General features: G+C 69.6%; 15 protein-coding genes and 1 pseudogene. 8 read left to right on the top strand and 8 right to left on the bottom strand.

What is annotated here, in order from left to right:
- Positions 1-133: 133 nt before the first annotated feature.
- From HEP75_RS13930 to HEP75_RS13920, 3 genes are read right to left on the bottom strand one after another with little or no spacing between them, the layout of a single operon-like run.
- A complete protein-coding gene (locus HEP75_RS13930; RefSeq protein WP_003467495.1) occupies positions 134-301 on the bottom strand; it encodes a DUF5668 domain-containing protein in 168 nt (55 codons plus the stop codon).
- A 28-nt stretch (positions 302-329) separates the two neighbouring features.
- A complete protein-coding gene (locus tag HEP75_RS13925) occupies positions 330-737 on the bottom strand; it encodes an HIT family protein (RefSeq protein WP_185820490.1) in 408 nt (135 codons plus the stop codon).
- Positions 738-746: 9 nt separating this feature from the next.
- Positions 747-1,409: a dienelactone hydrolase family protein gene (locus tag HEP75_RS13920; RefSeq protein ID WP_185823917.1), complete on the bottom strand. Its 663-nt coding sequence runs from the start codon at positions 1,407-1,409 to the stop codon at positions 747-749.
- Between the two features lie 179 nt (positions 1,410-1,588).
- On the opposite strand from HEP75_RS13920, the pseudogene rimO reads away from it, so the two are divergent.
- Positions 1,589-1,849, top strand: a pseudogene (rimO, locus tag HEP75_RS13915) (30S ribosomal protein S12 methylthiotransferase RimO); the annotation flags it as partial.
- A 45-nt stretch (positions 1,850-1,894) separates the two neighbouring features.
- Here rimO and greB read toward each other — a convergent pair.
- Positions 1,895-2,401, bottom strand: a complete 507-nt coding sequence (greB, locus tag HEP75_RS13910) for a transcription elongation factor GreB (RefSeq protein ID WP_185823916.1) — start codon at positions 2,399-2,401, stop codon at positions 1,895-1,897.
- Positions 2,402-2,512: 111 nt separating this feature from the next.
- Between greB and HEP75_RS13905 the strand changes: the two genes are divergently transcribed.
- Entirely contained in the window at positions 2,513-3,964 is a 1,452-nt protein-coding gene (locus HEP75_RS13905) for a rhomboid family intramembrane serine protease (protein ID WP_185813306.1), read from the top strand.
- A 41-nt stretch (positions 3,965-4,005) separates the two neighbouring features.
- Here the strand turns inward: HEP75_RS13905 and HEP75_RS13900 are convergent, their stop codons facing one another.
- The gene (locus tag HEP75_RS13900; protein WP_185823915.1) at positions 4,006-5,286 is read right to left on the bottom strand and encodes a hypothetical protein; all 1,281 of its coding nucleotides are present in this window, start codon (positions 5,284-5,286) and stop codon (positions 4,006-4,008) included.
- Positions 5,287-5,651: 365 nt separating this feature from the next.
- Between HEP75_RS13900 and nudK the strand changes: the two genes are divergently transcribed.
- On the top strand, positions 5,652-6,251 hold the full coding sequence (gene nudK, locus HEP75_RS13895; protein WP_185823914.1) for a GDP-mannose pyrophosphatase NudK: 600 nt from the start codon (positions 5,652-5,654) through the stop codon (positions 6,249-6,251).
- 198 nt (positions 6,252-6,449) lie between these two features.
- Here nudK and HEP75_RS13890 read toward each other — a convergent pair whose 3' ends face one another.
- Complete coding sequence (locus HEP75_RS13890; RefSeq protein WP_185823913.1) at positions 6,450-7,955, bottom strand: helicase HerA-like domain-containing protein; 1,506 nt, start codon at positions 7,953-7,955, stop codon at positions 6,450-6,452.
- A 197-nt stretch (positions 7,956-8,152) separates the two neighbouring features.
- Here HEP75_RS13890 and HEP75_RS13885 point away from each other — a divergent pair, with 197 nt between their 5' ends.
- Positions 8,153-9,751: a transglycosylase SLT domain-containing protein gene (locus HEP75_RS13885; RefSeq protein WP_185823912.1), complete on the top strand. Its 1,599-nt coding sequence runs from the start codon at positions 8,153-8,155 to the stop codon at positions 9,749-9,751.
- A gap of 507 nt (positions 9,752-10,258) precedes the next feature.
- Here the strand turns inward: HEP75_RS13885 and asd are convergent.
- Positions 10,259-11,107, bottom strand: coding sequence for an archaetidylserine decarboxylase (gene asd, locus HEP75_RS13880; RefSeq protein WP_185823911.1), 849 nt, complete (start codon positions 11,105-11,107; stop codon positions 10,259-10,261).
- The gene (locus HEP75_RS13875) at positions 11,104-11,751 is read right to left on the bottom strand and encodes an SCO family protein (protein ID WP_185823910.1); all 648 of its coding nucleotides are present in this window, start codon (positions 11,749-11,751) and stop codon (positions 11,104-11,106) included. Before HEP75_RS13875 ends, asd begins: the two co-directional genes overlap by 4 nt.
- A 79-nt stretch (positions 11,752-11,830) precedes the next feature.
- Between HEP75_RS13875 and prmB the strand changes: the two genes are divergently transcribed.
- From prmB to HEP75_RS13855, 4 genes are all read left to right on the top strand, one after another.
- Positions 11,831-12,757, top strand: a complete 927-nt coding sequence (gene prmB / locus HEP75_RS13870) for a 50S ribosomal protein L3 N(5)-glutamine methyltransferase (protein ID WP_185823909.1) — start codon at positions 11,831-11,833, stop codon at positions 12,755-12,757.
- A gap of 10 nt (positions 12,758-12,767) precedes the next feature.
- Entirely contained in the window at positions 12,768-13,871 is a 1,104-nt protein-coding gene (gene aroC / locus HEP75_RS13865; protein WP_185823908.1) for a chorismate synthase, read from the top strand.
- On the top strand, positions 13,864-14,904 hold the full coding sequence (locus HEP75_RS13860) for a D-glycerate dehydrogenase (RefSeq protein ID WP_185823907.1): 1,041 nt from the start codon (positions 13,864-13,866) through the stop codon (positions 14,902-14,904). The genes aroC and HEP75_RS13860 overlap by 8 nt, the downstream gene beginning before the upstream one ends.
- Before the next feature lie 100 nt (positions 14,905-15,004).
- Entirely contained in the window at positions 15,005-16,030 is a 1,026-nt protein-coding gene (locus HEP75_RS13855; RefSeq protein WP_185823906.1) for an aspartate-semialdehyde dehydrogenase, read from the top strand.
- Positions 16,031-16,208 lie beyond the last annotated feature (178 nt).

Here is a 16,208-nt window from a genome sequence, read left to right as displayed (position 1 = left end):
ACGTGCCGGCTGCCGCGCATCGGCGGCCGCCAACGGCGCGAACGCGCCGGGGCCGATCGCATGGCTCAGGCAGTCGGGAGGTGGAGATCGCTGCAGCGAATCCCCAATCCCGACTCCCCAATCCCGACAATTACTACTTGCCGCGCCCGAACAGCATGCCCACGCCGACCGCGACCAGGATCGCCGGCCACCAGGTGGCGATCAGCCGGCCCAGGCTGAGATTGGTCCAGCCCAGGTTGTTGGCCAGGAACACCAGGCCGATCACGATCAGCACGATGGCGGCGATCACATTGGATTTCATGGAGACGCGGCTTCCGCTAAAAGGGCGCCTATCGTAGCCGTTGCCGCCACGCCGCAACACGGGTCTGCAGCACATCGGCGTCCAGCCGCTGCGCCGTGCCGCTGCCCCATACCGGCCCGGGCCAGGCCGCGTCGCCTTCGTGGCGCCCGATCAGGTGCACGTGCAATTGGCGCACGATATTGCCCAGGGCGCCGATGTTGAGTTTGTGCACGCCCGGCTCGCCGCGCAGCAGCTGCGAGAGCTGATTGATCTCGGCCAGCAGCAGGCGCTGCTGGGCGCCGTCCAGGTCGATCCACTCGCTGGCGCCGGCGACGCGCGGCACCAGCAGCAGCCACGGAAAGCGCGCGTCGTCCATCAGCCGCACCTGCGACAGCGGGCCGTCGGCAACGAACGCGCTATCCGCTTCCAGTCGCGGATCGAGTGCGAAATCGGCCATCGGCGCGGCTCAGCGCAGGTGTTCGGCGAGGAACGCGAGGCTGCGTTCGCGCGCGCTTTCGGCGCTGTCGGCATCGTAGTGGTTCGGATCCACATGGCGGTCGAAACCATGCCCGGCCGGATACACGTAGGTCTGCATCTGCGGCAGTTTCTCGCGGTGCTGCTGTACCGAGTCCGGCGGAATGCTGCTGTCCTGCGCGCCGAAGTGGAACAGCACCGGCGCCTTCGGGGCTTCGTCGAGGAACTGGGTATTGCGCCCGCCGTAGTAGCTCACCGACGGCAGGCCCAACCGTACCGCCGCCAGCAGCGCAACACTGCCGCCCCAGCAATAGCCGACGGTGCCGACCTTGCCGGCCGGCGCCAGCGCCTGCGCCGCGGCCTGCACGATGTCCAGCGCCTTGTCGAAGCCGAGCGCGCCGACCAGTTCCAGGCCCCTGTTCACGCCGTCCTGGTCGTAGTTCAGCTGCATGTCCTTTTCCACCGGATCGAACAGGCCCGGCGCCAGCACTTCGTAGCCTTGCGCGGCGTAGTAGTCGGCGACCTCGCGGATATAGGCGGTGACGCCGAAGATCTCCTGGATCAGCACCAGGCCGCCGCGCGGGGCGCCTTCCGGTACGGCGTGCCAGGCGGAGACCTGACCGTGCGGGGTATCGAGGGTAGTCCAGTGGCCCATGGTGCGTTCCTGTGGCGGGGGAGAGAAGCGACGATTATCCACGCCGGCGGCTAGGCGGCTGTCAACGCGATTGGGATGGGGTGTGCCATGTGCGGCGGCTTGCGGTGTCCGCCGCGCGGTCCGGCCGAGCGTTATAACCCGCGCGTTTTTCTCCTAGCACCCTCGGACCCAGGCCGGCGCGGCTGCAAGCCAGGATCGGCAGCGTGCAGCAATGCCTGGTCGATCTGCTGGAGGACGGCATCGCGGTGGCACGCTCGAAGGCCGATGCGCCGGAGATCGACGGCTTGGTGCACATCCAGAACGGCGCCAAGTGCGGCCTGCAGCCGGGCGATCTGGTCGACGTGGAGATCACCGACAGCGACGAGCACGATCTATTCGGCGAGGCATTGCCGATGGGCACGGCGCAACCGCGGCAGGCACTGAATCTGCAGGTGCTGTGAAGCCCGCAAGGCATTGCCAATCGCGCGTGCGCGACAGCCGGTCGCTCAGCGCGCCGCGTAGTCCACCGACACCACCACGAAGCTGTGGCGGCCGCCGGGCAGTTGCGCCTCGATCTCGTCGTCGATGCGCTTCTTCAGCAGCGCCCGCGCCAGCGGCGAGTCGATGCTGATCCAGCCGCGGCCGGCATCGGTCTCGTCCGGGCCGACGATGCGGTAGCGCAGCAGTTCGCCGCTGTCGGCATCCTCCAGCTCGACTACCGCGCCGAAGAACACCGCCTGCGGATCGGACGGCGCGGTGTCTACCACGCGCAGTGCCTCCAGGCGCTTGCTCAGGTAGCGCACGCGGCGGTCGATCTCGCCCAGCTGTTTCTTGCGGTAGGTGTACTCGGCATTTTCCGAACGGTCGCCCTCGGCTGCGGCCGCGGCCAGCGCCTTGACCACCTCCGGCCGGCGCACGCGCCACAAGTCCTCGAGCTCGGCCTTGAGCCGGGCGTGGCCTTCGGCGGTGATCAGGGCGGTGCTTTTCTCGGCGGGAGGACGCCAGCGGCTCATCGGGGTCGGCACTGCGGTGGAGCGGGGTGGCGATGCTAGCGCGTGCGTCAGTCTTGCGCACGCGCGGACGATGGCCGAAGCTGGCGCGGCCATCCACACGGACGTTGTTCGATGCTGATCCTGCCGTTGCACAAGCCGCTGTCGCGGGAGAATTTTCCGCTGATCACGCTGCTGCTGGTGCTGCTCAACGCGGCGGTCTATTTCGGCTGGCAGCGCCAGGACGCGGTGCCGCTGCAGCAGGCGCAACGCTATTACCTCGATTCCGGACTCGGCGCCTACGAAGCGCCGGCCTACGCGCGTTACCTGCAGCATAGCGGGCGCGGGGAGGCGCTGGCCCAGTTCGAGCGCGTGCCGGCTGCGCAGCAGGCGGAGTTCGTCGGTACCGCCAGCCTCAACGACGTGCGCTTCGTGCAGGCGTTGCGCAGCGGCGAGGCGTTCGAGGACCCCGCCGCGCAGCAGGCCTGGGCGCTGCTGCGCGCCCGCTACGACGCGTTGCTGGGCCGCGTGTTCACCTTGCGCCATCTGCAGCGCAGCTCCGAATGGTCGCCGGCGCGGATGCTGTCCTCGGCGTTCCTGCATGCCGACGCGTTGCATCTGTTCGGCAACATGCTGTTCCTGGTGGTGCTCGGCACCTTGCTGGAAGGCGCGATCGGGCGCTGGCGGTTCCTGCTGGTCTACCTGCTGGGCGCGATCGGTTCCAGTGCGGTCAGCCTGTGCTGGCGCTGGGGCGAGGCCGGCGGCGGTCTGGGCGCGTCCGGCGCCATCGCCGCGCTGATGGGCGCGTTCTGCGTGGTCTGGGGACGGCGGCCGGTGCGCTTCTTCTACTGGTTCGCGGTGGTGTTCGACTACGTGCGCGGGCCGGCGATCGCGTTGCTGCCGCTGTGGCTGGGCTGGGAGCTGTACAACCTGTTGGCCAACGGCGATGCGGGGATCGGCTTCGATGCGCATGCCGGCGGCCTGGTCACCGGCGCGCTGCTCGGTGCGGCGCTGGTGGCGCTGCGGCAGACCCGCGAAGCCTTCATGCGCGACGAGGCCGTGGCCGCTGCGGACGACCGCTGGGAGCGTGCGCAGCGGCATCTGGGGCGACTGGAGAACCGCGAGGCCGCGTTCCTGCTCGACGAACTCGCCGCCGAGCAGCCGCGCCGCTTCGATGTGGCGCAGGCGCGTTACCGGGTCGCGCGCAATGCCGGCGATGCGCGTGCCGCGCAGGCGCGCGCGATCGAACTGCTGCGCCTGCCGGCGACCACGGCGCAGGAAGCGCAAGCGCAGGCAGCGTTGCTCGGCGACTGCATTGCCGGTGCCATCGCCGTGGACGCGGCGACGCGAGCGCTGCTGTTCGATCGCTGGCTGGCGCTGGGCCGGCTGCGCGATGCCGAAGCGCTGCTGGCACAGGATGCGGCGGTGCCGCGCGCCGAACAGGCGCAGCACTGGTTCCGGCTCGCGCTGGGCCATGGCGAGCAGCAGACGCCCTCGGAGTGGCGCCGCCTGTTGCTCGCGGTGATCGAGCGCTACCCGGATCAGCCGCAGGCGGACAAGGCCCGGTTCCTGCTCGCCAACGCGTGAGTGCCGTTGGCGACGGCATGGCGCCCGGTCGCGCGCCGGTGCTAGGCCGGCGCGATGGTCAGCGCCTTCAGCGCCGCCTGCAACTTGCCGCGTTGCGCCTCGTCCTCGCAGCGCGCGAGCGCGTCCTGCAGCAGCGCGCGCGCCTGTGCGTCGTCGCCGAAGCGCTCGGCCAGCAACAGCGCCGCGCTCAGCGACCAGGCGCCGAATTCCGCCGCCTTGGGCCAGGCGCGCAGGGCGGCGAGCAGGCCGTCGAGCGAGAGCTTGAACTGCCCGGCGAGCTGCGCGCGCTCGGCCAGCAGCGAGGCCTGTTCCGGCAGCAGCGGGGCGAAGTCGGGATCGGTGTCGAGGGCCTCGCGCAGCAGCGCCAGTGCGCGCCGCTCCTGCTTTTCCTGCAGCAGGCGATTGATGTACTGGCGGGTGTGGTCGCGGCGGTCGTCGGCGCGTCCGCCGTTGCGCAGCAGGCGCTGGTACAGCTCGTGCACCGCCAGGCTGACCGCGCGCGAGCGCACTTCGCCGCGCAGCAGCTGCAGCGCCTCGGGCGCGTGGCCGTCGCGCACGAACTGTTCGGCTTCGTCGAGCACGCGCTGGTCCGGATCGTGGCGGCCATGCGTGGCGTCGTCGCCGGCGGCCGGTTCGTAGCCCAGCACCTCGTGGTACTGGTAGACCAGATAGCCCATCAGATGGAAGGCGGCGAACAGGCCCCAGATCGTCACCACCCCGACCGCCAGGTCGCTGACCAACGGCGGCAGGTAGTGCTGCAGCCATCGGGCCGCGGTCAGCGCGCTGGCCTGGATCACGAACAGCAGGCCGAACGCGGCCAGGTACGGCCAGCCGATGCGCAGCGCCAGGCCGATCGACACGGCCGGATTGAGCGCGCGGCGCAGGCTGCCGTCGATGGCCAGCGAGATCAGGAAGCCGGGCTGCAGCAGCACCACCGCCAGCAAGGTCAGCAGGCCGACGGCCGGGCCGGCGAGCAGCGCCGCGGCGGCGACCACCGCGCCGAGCACGATCATCAGCGCCAGCAGCCGCAGCACCACCCCGTCGCCGATGTCGAAGCCGCGCTCGGGCGCATCCATGTATCCGTCGGCGGTATGCCGCAGGATCTCGAAGGCGTATTTGTAGATCGCCAGCGTGGTGACGATGCCGATGATCCAGCCGATGCCCGGCAGCATTCCCAGCAGGCGGCACAGGGTCAGCGCGATCAGTGCGAACAGCGCGCCGCCGTGCAGCGGATACAGCGCGATGGCGCGGGTGCGCGCCCAGAAAGGTTCGGGTGTGCTTTGGCGCGCGCGGCTTGCGCCGGCGCGATGACGGTCTTCCATGACGCCCCCTGCGTTCAATGTGCGCCGATTGTGCGACGCGCCAGGCGGGCGTGCAATCGGGGCGCGCTGGCGCGTTGGTCCGGGCGAGGTCGTGCCGAGCAAGGTGCCTTTAAGTCCTTCATGCATCGCGCTCGCGGCGCCAATGCGTGGTCGCGATGTGGCACAGGTGCGCAGCGCAAGCCGGGCAAGATCAGTTCGCGGCGTGCACTGTTGCACTGGGCTGGGCGCTGCGGCGGACACGGCGTGTCCTGGGTGGACTCGCTGCTGTGGCTAGAATGGGCGCTCCACGGCGACTGCCGGCATTCCCAGACGGCAATCCGCTGCGGGCGCCGGCACCGACGCCAGCTCAACGCATGGAGTGTCGCTTGAACCCATCCGCCACAGGCAATCCGCGTGTGCGTATCGAAAAGGTCGAGGTGCTGTCCGACAACTGGTACGTGCTGCGCAAGGTCACCTTCGATTTCCAGCGCAGCGACGGCAGCTGGCAGACGCTGTCGCGCGAGGCTTACGACCGCGGCAACGGCTCCACCATCCTGCTCTACAGCCGCGCCAAGCAGACGGTGATGCTGACCCGCCAGTTCCGGTTGCCGACGCTGCTCAACGGCAATCCCGACGGCATGCTGATCGAAGCCTGCGCCGGGCTGCTCGACCAGCACGATGCGCAGACCTGCATCCGCAAGGAGACCGAAGAGGAAACCGGCTACCGGATCGAGAACGTGCGCAAGGTGTTCGAGGCGTTCATGAGTCCGGGCTCGGTCACCGAAAAGCTGTATTTCTTCGTGGGCGAGTATTTCGATCGCGACAAGGTCGGCACGGGCGGCGGCGTTGCCGCCGAGGGCGAGGAGATCGAGGTGCTGGAACTGGCGCTCGACGTGGCGCTGGCGATGATCGAATCCGGCGAGATTGCCGATGGCAAGACCATCATGTTGTTGCAGTACGCCAAGCTGCATGGGGTGCTGGGGTAGGGCGTTTTTTTAGTGGTTCTGTATGTGTTTGGGATTGGCTGCGGACAGCCTCGGGCTATCGGCCGCGCCGGTTTCCTCGGGGAATCCTGTCGCGGCTGAAGCCGCTCCTACAGGTGGGGTGTCGGGATCTGAAATGTATTGGCCGTGTCCGCAAGGCGCGCGCATCGTCGCGCCACCGGCCTTGCCATCCGCCCGCACTCAGCGCTTGCCGCCGAAGATGCTGCCGAAGATGCCGCGCACGATCTGCTGGCCGATGCGGTTGCCGACAGTGCGCGAGGTCTGCTTGGCCATCGTCTCCAGCATGCCCTGGCGGCGCTTGGTGCCGAACACCGCGTCCTTGACCGCCTGGCCGAAGCCGCTGTCCTGCGCGTCGTCCTGCTCGCGGGTGCGCGCCGCCGGTGCCGCAGTCTTTTCGGCCACCTGCTCGACCCGGCGCGCCAGCATTTCCGCCGCCGAATCGCGGTTGACCGCGGTGTCGTAGCGGTTGCCGACCACGCTGGCGGCGCGGACCTGCGCACGCTCGGCGTCGGAGATCGCGCCCATCCGGCAGCGCGGCGGCGCGATCAGGGTCTGCTGCACCGGCATCGGCACGCCCTTGTCCTGCAGCGTCGAGACCAGGGCCTCGCCGGTGCCGAGCTGGGAAATGGCCTTGGCCACGTCCAGCTTGGGATTGGCGACGAAGGTCTCGGCGGCGGTGCGCACCGCTTTCTGGTCGCGCGGGGTGTAGGCGCGCAGCGCGTGCTGCACGCGGTTGCCGAGTTGGCCGAGGATGTTGTCCGGCACGTCGTCGGGGAACTGCGAACAGAAGTACACGCCCACGCCCTTGGAGCGGATCAGCCGCACCACCTGCTCGATGCGCTGCACCAGCGCCGGCGGCGCGTCGTCGAACAGCAGGTGCGCCTCGTCGAACACGAACACCAGCTTGGGCTTGTCCAGGTCGCCCACTTCCGGCAATTTTTCGAACAGCTCCGACAGCAGCCACAGCAGGAAGGTGGAGTACAGGCGCGGCTTGAGCACCAACTGCGCGGCGGCGAGGATGCCGATCACGCCGCGGCCGTCGCTGCCGACCCGCATCAGTTCGGCCAGGTCCAGCGCCGGTTCGCCGAAGAAGCCTTCGCCGCCGTCCTGCGCCAGGCGCAGCAGCGCGCGCTGGATCGCCGCCACCGACGGTGCGCTGACCAGGCCGTATTCGGTGGAGACGTCCTTGCGCTGCTCGACCACCAGCGCCAGCAAGGCGCGCAGGTCGTCCAGGTCGAGCAGCAGCAGGCCGCGGTCATCGGCCAGCTTGAACACGATGTCGAGCACCCCGGCCTGGGTGTCGTTGAGTTCCAGGATCCGCGCCAGCAGGGTCGGCCCCATCTCGCTGACGGTGGTGCGCACTGGGTGCCCGAGCTGGCCGTACAGGTCCCAGAACACCACCGGGTTGGCGGCAGGGGCGTAGTCGGCCACGCCGATGTCCCTGGCGCGCTGCAGCACCTTCTCGCTGCCGTCGCCGGCCACCGCCAGCCCGGCCACGTCGCCCTTCACGTCGGCCATGAACACCGGCACGCCGATCCGCGAGAAGCCCTCGGCCAGGGTCATCAGGGTCACGGTCTTGCCGGTGCCGGTGGCCCCGGCGACCAGACCGTGGCGATTGCCCAGGCGCGGCTGCAGCAGCACTGCGATGTCGTCGGTCAGGCCTTTGCCCAGCAGGATCGGGTCCATGAACAGCTCCGCGGTGAGGTGGGCGGATTCTAGGCGTTCGCGCCGGCGCCCGCTCGCGGCGAGGGCGTCAGGGCCGCGGTTTGCCTGGCCTGAGCGATGAACGGATGCCCCGCCGGCGCGGTACCGGCGCGTGCCCGACCTTGCCGCGATGTGACAGCGGCGGCTACCCTGCGGCCTTTCCGTCGCCGCGTCCCATCATGCCCCTTTCGTTCCGTATCACCCATGGATGGCCCGCCGTGGCTGCCTTGGCGCTGGCTTGCGCCGCGCCTTCTGCCCACGCCGAACGCGTCTCCACACGCGACAAGGCCGCCATCGCCGTCCTCGACCAGCGCCTGGCGGCGGCCGAGAAACGCTACAACGACGCGATGGTGCTGGTCGGCAACAGCGACCCCAAGGGCACTCAGGAAAGCGACGCGGCGCTGGAGGACATCGAGGACGTGGTCGATGCCTGCATCAAGCAGCGCGGCTGCCAGGTCGGCACCTACCTGAGCGCGTACAAGCGCCTGCTCAAGGCCAAGGCCGACGCGCAGGGCGCGGCGACCGATGCCGATGCGAGCGACGATGACGCCATGCCGCTGCAGGCCGATCCTGACCACATCAGTCCGCTGGCCGCCAATGTGCCGGAAGCGGCGCGCGCGGCGAGCCTGCTCAACGACCAGCGCCATGCCTTCGACGCGATGGTCGAATACAACCCGGCGGTGCAGGCCGGCATCCGCCGCTGGCTCACCGACATGCGCCCGTCGCTGATGAACAGCTACGAGAACTACCAGAACCTGCGCGCGATCATGTGGCCGGAATGGGAAAAGCGCGGGCTGCCGGAGGCGCTGCTGTTCGGCATCATCGCCAAGGAATCCAATGGTCGCGTGCACGCCAATTCGCGGGTCGGCGCCGCCGGGCTGATGCAGTTCATGCCGGCCACCGGGCGCCGCTTCGGGCTGGGCCCGGACGGCACCGGCTTCGATACCCGCTACGACGCGCGCAGCGCCGCCGAGGCCAGCGCGGTGTACATCAACGAGCGCATGGCCGAGCTCAACCGCAGCATCGAATTGTCGCTGGCCGGCTACAACGGCGGCGAGGGCCGTGCCGCGCGCGTGTACAACCAGATGCAGGGGCGCAGCTTCTGGGATGCCCAGGTGTACAACCAGTTCCCGGCCGAGACCAAGGACTACGTGCCGATGGTGATCGCCGCGGCGTGGATCTTCCTGCACCCGCAGCAGTACGGGGTGGCGTTCCCGAAGATCAACGCGCAGCCGGCGACGCTGCGCCTGGCCAAGTCCACCACGATCTACGAGCTGACCATCTGCCTGGGCAGCGACGGCACCCGCGACGGCTACATGCGCGCGCTGCGCAACCTCAACCCGCGCTATGAACCCGATGGCTGGATCCCGGCCGGGGTCACCATCAACGCCACCACCAAGATCGTCGGCCTGTACAACCGCTATTGCGTCAGCGGCCCGCGTGCCGACCTGGCGCGCGCGCTGATCACCGCCGACGTCAACGCCGCGATCCGCAGTAACACGCCCGTGGTCGCCGATCCCACCGGCAACGTGGCGGTGGGCGACGTGACCCCGGTGGCCGGCGTGCCGACCACCATCGCCACCGGACGCCCGGCGCCGGTCAAGCCCAAGCCCAAGCAGGTGCGCAGCTACCGCGTGGCCAAGGGCGACACGCTGGGCCGCATCGCCGACCGCTACAGCTGCGACATCAAGCAGTTGGCCAAGGCCAACGGCCTGCGCGCGCCGGGCTATGCGTTGAAGCCGGGGCAGTCGCTGAAGATGACCGGCTGCGACAAGTAGCGCTTCCCTTCTCCCATCGGGAGAAGGTGCCCGAAGGGCGGATGAGGGTACGGCGCAGCAGCCAGGCGGGCGACGCTTCCGATAGCAGGGTTAGAACGCAAGCACTGCTGGCGGACGCACCCTCATCCGGCGCTGCGCGCCACCTCCCGAGGGGAGAAGGAGCGTGCGCGCATGCAACGCGTGGTGATGGTCCAGCCGCGCGCACATCAGAAGCGGAGCCATGATGTCCCTCTCCCGTCGGGAGAGGGGTTGGGGTGAGGGTACGGCAGCACCGGGAATGCAAGGCCGCCGGGCGCGCTGTTACCGCCCCAATACCCGCGCGACGATGGAGGAAGCGCCCTGTGTGCCGAGCGTTTAACTGAGTCGGACCGGCGCTTCCGCTGCCAGCGCCAGATCGAGCGTCGCCATGGTTGTCCGCGGCAGCACGATCACGGTGCAGCCGTAATTGAAATCGTGCCGCGCCGCAGGACAAGGACGGCGCCCCTGCGTGCGTCGCGCCGCCGTGCGTCAGCTTTGCATCCGCCTGGCGAGCGCCTGCCCGAGCCGGACCGCGGTTTCCGCCGCCAGTGCCGGATCCAACTGCGCCACCCCCGGCGGCAACAGCACGATCACGGTCGAACCGTAGTTGAAGCGGGCCATCTCCGCGAACCGCTCCAGCACGATGCCCTTGCCACGCCAATCCTTGCGGGTGATACGGTCGCCGTAGCGTGGGATTTCCACGCCGCTCCACACCGTTTCCACGCCGCTGACCAGCAGCGCGCCGACCATCACCGAGGCCATCGGCCCGAACTCGGTGTCGAAATGGCAGACCAGACGCTCGTTGCGCGCGAACAGCCGCGGCACGTTGCGCACGGCGTCCGGGCCGACGCTGAACAGCCGTCCCGGCACGTGCACGGTCTCGCGCAGGGTGCCGGTCCAGGGCATGTGCACACGGTGGTAGTCGCGCGGCGACAGGTACACGGTGGCGTACAGGCCGTTGGCAAACGGCGCGGCCGCGGCCTCGTCGCCGAGCAGCTCGGCAGCGGTGAACGACTGGCCCTTGGCCTGGAAGATGCGCCCGTCCTGGATCGGGCCGAGCTGGCTGATGCGGCCGTCGGCCGGCATCAGCAGCGCCTGCGGGTCCGGATCGGCGACGCGCGCGCCAGGCTTCAGCGCGCGGGTGAAGAAGGCATTGAAGGTCGGGTAGGCGCGCGGATCGGGTTCGGCGGCCTCGGCCAGGTCCACCCCGAAGCGGCGCACCACGGTGTCGATCAGCCATTGCTTCAGCCCCGGCCGCGACGAGTAGGCCAGGCGCCGGGCCAGCGAGGACAGCAGCCGGTGCGGCAGCACGTAGGTCAGCGTGGTCAGCAGGCTCATGGCGCGGTCGCCTTGGTCAGCGCCTGCAGGTCGGCGGCGATCGCCGCCGGCTCGAACGGCGGGCGGATCAGCCCGGTTTGGCGGCCCTGCGGGTCGAGCACCGCGATCGCGGCGGAGTGGTCCATGCTGTAGTCGTTGGGGTTTTCCTGGAAATGCTTGCCGGGCACCTTCTGGAACACGAAGCCCAGCGCGGTGGCGAAACGTTCCAGTTCCGGCACGTCGGCGGTGGCGGCGAGGGTGTCCTTGTGGAAGCCGTGCGCGTAGGCGCCCAGCCGCGCCGGGGTGTCGCGCTCCGGATCGACCGAGACGAACAGCACCCGCGGGCGCAGCGTGTCCGGGATCGATTCCCACTGCTTCTGCGCGCGGGCCAGGTCGGCCAGCGTGGTCGGGCACACGTCCGGGCAGGCGGTGAAGCCCAGGAACACCAGCGTCCAGTGGCCTTTCAGCTCGCCGGGCACCAGCGGCGTGCCGTCAGATTGGCGCAGGTGGAAGTCGGGCAGGGCGCGCGGCTGCGGGTACAGGCGCACGCTGCGGGTCTCGGGCCACGCCGAAGCGCCGCCGCCGAAGTACTTCTGGGCCAGCAGCAGGCCCAGGCCGGCGGCCAGGGCGACCACCAGGACGATGCCGAAGTTGCGGTTGAACATACTGATTTCCCTTGCAACGAACGCTCATGATAGCGGCCGGGCCCCTATAATCGGGGGCCGAATTGCCTTGCCTGTTGCCATGACTGCCGACGCGGCCGCCGAACTCCACACGATCATCGACCTGATCCGCTACGGCACCAGCCGTTTCAATGCCGCCGAACTGAGCTTCGGCCACAGCTACGACAACGCCCTGGACGAAGCCACGCAACTGGTGCTGCACGCGCTGCACCTGCCGCACGACCTGGGCCCGGCCTATGGCGGCGCGCGCGTCACCACGCCGGAAAAGGCGCAGGTGCTGGCGCTGTTCGAGCGCCGTATCGCCGAGCGCATCCCCGCCGCCTACCTGACCGGCGAAGCCTGGTTCGCCGGGCTCAGCTTCAAGAGCGATGCGCGCGCGCTGGTGCCGCGCTCGCCGATCGCCGAGCTGATCGAGGCCGGCTTCGAGCCGTGGCTGGCCGGGCGCGAAGTCAGCCGCGCGCTGGACCTGTGCACCGGTTCGGGCTGCATCGCCATCGCGATGGGCCACTACAACCCGAACTGGCAGGTGGACGCGGTCGACATCAGCGACGACGCGCTGGCCCTGGCCGCGGAGAACAAGGCGCGGCTGCTGGCCGACAACGTCGAGCTGGTCAAGTCGGACCTGTTCGCCGGGCTGGGCGGGCGCCGCTACGAGCTGATCGTGACCAATCCGCCCTACGTCACCCACGCCGAGACCGACGCGCTGCCGCCCGAATACGCGCACGAGCCGGAACTGGGCCTGCGCGCCGGCGACGATGGCCTGGACCTGGCGCTGAAGATCCTGCGCGACGCGCCGGCGCACCTCAGCGAGGACGGCCTGCTGATCTGCGAAGTCGGCGAATCCGAGCGCGCGCTGGTGCAGCTGCTGCCGGAAGTGGATTTCGCCTGGGTCGAGTTCAAGGTCGGGCAGATGGGCATCTTCGCGGTGGAAGCCAGCGAGCTGGTCGCGCACCACGCGCGCATCGCCGACCTGGCCGCGAGCCGGTGAGCCGGCGGCCATGAGCGCGAACAGCTTCGGCACCCTGCTGACCGTCACCACCTTCGGCGAATCGCACGGGCCGGCGATCGGCTGCGTGATCGACGGTTGCCCGCCCGGGCTGGAGCTCGACGCCACCGAATTCGCCCACGACCTGCAGCGCCGCGCCACCGGCAAGAGCCGCCACACCTCGGCACGGCGCGAGGCCGACGAAGTGGAGATCCTGTCCGGGGTCTACGAGGGGCGCACCACCGGCACCCCGATCGGCTTGCTGATCCGCAACACCGACCAGCGCAGCAAGGACTACACCGACATCGCCCGCCAGTTCCGTCCGGGCCATGCCGACTACAGCTACTGGCAGAAGTACGGCATCCGCGATCCGCGCGGCGGCGGCCGTTCCTCGGCGCGCGAGACCACGATGCGCGTGGCCGCCGGCGTGATCGCCAAGAAGTGGCTGGCGCAGCGCTACGGCGTGCGCGTGCGCGGCTACCTGTCCCAACTCGGGCCGGTCCTGCCGCAGGGCTTCGCCTGGGACGCGGTGGAAGACAACGCATTCTTCTGGCCGCATGCGGCGCAGGTGCCGGAGCTGGAAAGCTACATGGACGCGCTGCGCAAGTCCGGCGATTCGATTGGCGCCAAGGTCACCGTGGTCGCCGACGGCGTGCCGCCGGGCTGGGGCGAGCCGATCTACGGCAAGCTCGACGGCGAACTGGCCGCGGCGCTGATGAGCATCAATGCGGTCAAGGGCGTGGAGATCGGCGACGGCTTCGCCGTGGTGGCGCAGAAGGGCACCGAGCACCGCGACCTGATCGCGCCGGACGGCTTTCAGTCCAACCATGCCGGCGGCGTGCTCGGCGGCATCGCCACCGGCCAGCCGATCGTCGCCTCGCTGGCGTTCAAGCCTACTTCCAGCCTGCGCCTGCCCGGCGCCACGGTGGACGTGGACGGGCAGGCGGTGGACGTCATCACCACCGGCCGCCACGACCCCTGCGTCGGCATCCGCGCCACCCCGATCGCCGAGGCGATGATGGCGCTGGTGCTGATGGACCAGGCGCTGCGCCACCGCGCGCAGTGCGGCGACGTCGGCAGCATCGCCCCGCACATCCCCGGCGGTGGCGATGGCTGAGTCGCGGCCACGGGTGTGGGTCAGCCAGCCGCTGTTCGACGATGTCGTCGCACGGCTCGGCGAACATTGCGCGCTGACCACCACCGCGGACGTGACCAAGTATTCGCAGCAGGAGCTGGCCGCGGCGCTGGCGCCGCTGGACGGCGCGCTGGTGACGCTCAACGAGCGCATCGGCGCGGCCGAGATCGCCGGCGCGCCGCGGCTGCGCGCCATCGCCAACGTCGGCGTCGGCTACAACAACCTCGACCTGGACGCGCTCAGCGCGGCGGGCATCGTCGCCAGCAACACGCCCGACGTACTCACCGAAACCACCGCCGACCTCGGCTTCGCGCTGCTGATGGCGGCCGCGCGGCGCATTACCGAATCCGAACGCTGGCTGCGCGAAGGGCAGTGGCGGCAGTGGTCGTTCCAGACCATGCTCGGCGCCGACGTGCACGGCAGCACCCTGGGTATCCTCGGCATGGGCCGCATCGGCCAGGCCATCGCGCGCCGCGCCGCTGGCTTCTCGATGCGCGTGCTGTACCACAACCGCAGCCGCCTGCCGGCCGAGGTGGAGCGTGCGCACGCTGCCGAGTACGTCGGCTTCGACGAACTGCTGGTGCGCGCCGACCACCTGCTGCTGGTGCTGCCGTATTCGCCGCAGTCGCACCACATCCTCGATGCCGCCGCGCTGGCGCAGATGAAGCCGAGCGCCACCGTGGTGAACATCGCCCGCGGCGGCCTGATCGACGAACTGGCGCTGGCCGACGCGCTCGCGCACGGGCGCCTGGCCGCGGCCGGGCTGGACGTGTACGAAGGCGAGCCGGCGGTGCACCCGGAACTGCTGGCCCTGCGCAACGTGGTGCTGACCCCGCATATCGGCAGCGCCAGTGCGGCCACCCGCCGCGCGATGGTGGCGCTGGCGGTGGACAACCTGCTGGCCGCGCTGGGCCTCGGCGCCGACGCCGGGCGTCCGCCGAATGCGTTGAACCTGGATGCGATCGCGACTGGCGCCGGCAAGGGCGACGGCATCATCGCGGGCAAAAAACGATAGGGAACCTCCGGCGACCTGAGCGGCGCGCTCGGGAGGTTCCCCGAATCCAGCTGGCAGTGCGGCTGTTCCCCCTTTCTCCTACCCGATCGAACAATCTCCCATGAGCAACGAATCCCGTCGTTTCAACGTCGCCGTCGTCGGCGCCACCGGCGCTGTCGGCGAAACCATGCTGAACATCCTCGCCGAGCGCGACTTCCCTATCGCCACCCTGTACCCGCTGGCCTCCGAGCGCTCGGCCGGCGGCCAGGTCGAGTTCAAGGGCCAGAAGGTCACCGTGCTAGACCTGGCCAGCTTCGACCCGACCGGCGTGGACATCGCGCTGTTCTCCGCCGGCGGCGGCATCTCCAAGGAATACGCGCCGAAGTTCGCCGCCGCCGGCGCGGTGGTGATCGACAACTCCTCGGCATTCCGCTACGACGACGACGTGCCGCTGGTGGTGTCGGAAGTGAACCCGGAAGCGCTGAAGCAGCGTCCGCGCGGCATCGTCGCCAACCCCAACTGCTCGACCATGCAGATGTTGGTGGCGCTGGCGCCGCTGCACCGCGAGTACAACATCGAGCGCATCAACGTGGCCACCTACCAGTCGGTGTCCGGCGGCGGCCGTTCGGCATTGGAAGAACTGGGCAAGCAGACCGGCCAGTTGCTCAACTTCCAGGCGATCGACCCGCAGCGCTTCCCGGTGCAGATCGCCTTCAACCTGATCCCGCACATCGACGATTTCCTGGAGAACGGCTTCACCAAGGAAGAGATGAAGCTGGTCTGGGAAACGCGCAAGATCCTCGGCGACGACAACATCCAGGTGAACCCGACCGCGGTGCGCGTGCCGGTGTTCTACGGCCACTCCGAAGCGGTGGCGATCGAGACCACGCGCAAGGTCAGCGCCGAGCAGGCGCGCGCGCTGCTGGCCGCGTCGCCGGGCGTGGAAGTGGTCGACGAGCGCAAGGCCGGCGGCTATCCGACTCCGGTCACCCACGCCTCCGGCAACGACGCGGTCTACGTCGGCCGCATCCGCGAAGACATCTCGCATCCGCGCGGCCTCAACCTGTGGATCGTCTCCGACAACATCCGCAAGGGCGCCGCACTCAACGCGGTGCAACTGGCCGAGCTGGTGGCGCAGGAAGGCTGAGCGCTATCTCCCCTCTCCCTGCGGGAGAGGGGCCGGGGGTGAGGGTGCGGGGCGAAGCCCTCGCACTGTTTCGATCCCACGAGGCTTCGCCCGTACCCTCATCCGCCCCTGCGGGGCACCTTCTCCCAAAAAGGGGGCCGTGGTCCCGGTGGGAGAAGGGAGGGTTGCCCGAGCGCGC

The sequence above is a fragment of the Xanthomonas sp. SI genome, from assembly GCF_014236855.1.
Lineage (GTDB): Bacteria > Pseudomonadota > Gammaproteobacteria > Xanthomonadales > Xanthomonadaceae > Xanthomonas_A.
Note: the sequence above shows the minus strand (reverse complement) of the source record. Positions and strands in the feature narration are given on the sequence as shown.